Origin of the sequence: Ottowia cancrivicina (genome assembly GCF_029813755.1) — a bacterium.
Classification (GTDB): domain Bacteria; phylum Pseudomonadota; class Gammaproteobacteria; order Burkholderiales; family Burkholderiaceae_C; genus Ottowia; species Ottowia massiliensis.
Genome location: NZ_JARVII010000064.1, coordinates 1 through 1,696, shown reverse-complemented (window position 1 = coordinate 1,696; position 1,696 = coordinate 1). Strand labels below are relative to the sequence as shown.

The following is a 1,696-nucleotide window of genomic DNA, read 5'->3' as shown; positions in this document are numbered from 1 at the left end:
CGCAGCAGGCGCTTGCGCGCGGATGCGCTCGATCTGCTCTCTCAAGTTCAGCCCGCGCGCGTTGCGGCCTATGACTTGTCCGCCCAGGCGCGAGAGTTGCTCGATCTGGCTGGCGCGCAGGCCATCCAGAGGCCTGGCTTGCAGGCTTTGCCCGGGGCGAATCAGCGGGCTGCCCCAGGCGTTGGTTGTGATTTGGTTGTCGGCCATCAGCACCGGCAGGCCCGCCCTCCAGCGGCTGCCGTAGAGCTGCCGCGCCAGGCTCTCCAGCGTGTCGCCTGCGGCCACGGTGACAGATTGCGCGGCTGGCCTTGTCTGCTGCGGCTGCGCGGCTTGCGCTGGACGCCGCCTTTGCGTTTCAGCGGCTTGCGTGCCGCCTGATGTTCGCGCTCCTGCGGCATGGCCTGCATCGCCGCGCTGCATGACCTCGCCCAGAAATGAGCCAAGAAAATCGCTGGCCATGCCTGCCGCTGCGTTGCCTGAGGCCACGGCGCGCATCGCGCTAGCGGTGGCGCGCGTGAGCAGTCTCAAGGCGTTGGCTTCAGCGCGTGAAATGGCGTAGGGCGGCGGTGTCGTCTGGGCTGTTGCAATGTGCCGGTCCATGTAAACCGTCATCTCCTGCGCCAGGCCAGACACCAGTCCGCTGGTCAGGCCGTCCCGGAAGCGCCCGCCCATGACTTCTTGCAGCGCGCCCTGCAAGCTTGCCCGGCCTGTGTGACTGAGCAGCCGCTGGGCAAAAGTGGACTCGGCGGGCAGACGAATGCCGGGCAGGGCTGTGATGCCGCCCGTCACGCCGCCAGCCAGGGCCGACTGCAAAAGCTGGCGGAAGTTGATGCGGCCGTTATTGGCCAGCTGCATCGTGGCGTTGCCAATGGCCGCTCCTGCCGCGCCTGCGCCGATGGCCGCGCCTACCGATCCATTGGCCGCCGCTTGCGTCATTGCAGCCAGCGGGCCTGCGCCGAATGTGATGGCCGTGAAAGTAGTGGAAAAAAGAACGGCGCCAAAGCGGTCGAACCAGTCGCCCTTGAGATTGCCGGCCTCCGTCGTCCAGCCGTGCATGGGGTCGAACCAGACCGCCTGGGAATCATTGAGGCGTGCAGGGGCGTGCGGATTGACGGAGATCTCGCGGCCAGCCGTAAAGACAGTTGGCACGCAGGGCGTGGTCGAAGGCCTGTCCGAGTTGAACGTTTGCAGCCGCCTGCGGCCCAGCATCCATGTGTCCTGCGGGAACGGGCCGTCGTCTGAACCTGGGACTAGCCGCAAGGGATCAGCGCCATACAGGTGGGCAAAAGCTCTGCGTTCAGGCGAATCGCCTGCCGCGTAAAACCGGGCGAAGGCCACGGGGTTGAACTCAAATCCGCTGTCGCCCAGACGACCCGATGGGGAGCACCAAAAGCCCAGGCGTGCCTGCTCGCCGGGATCAGGCACAAGCGCACCTGATCGCGCCTGATCAGTCATTGCCCTGAAAAACTGCGCATCCACCTCTTTTTGCGCTCTGGCGTATTGATCCAGCCGCGCAGCCAGATCAGGGCCGTAGCGCTGCACGATGCTGCGGCTGACGTCGTTGTCCGTCCTCATGGGCTGCAGCTGGCCGCCAAAGCGCGCCGCCATTTCCTGCGCGGCGGGATCGGCCAGCAGCATTTCCATTGTGGCGATTTCAATGGGGGAAGCCGTGGGCGCCGAGCCGGAAACTGCGCCG

At 66.0% G+C, this 1,696-nt stretch carries 1 protein-coding gene; it reads right to left on the bottom strand.

Annotation, left to right across the window (positions count from 1 at the left end; all coding sequences use genetic code 11):
* Window positions 1-1,696 (bottom strand): LysM peptidoglycan-binding domain-containing protein (locus QB898_RS13000; RefSeq protein ID WP_279525292.1); only part of this gene is annotated, 1,696 nt, incomplete at both ends.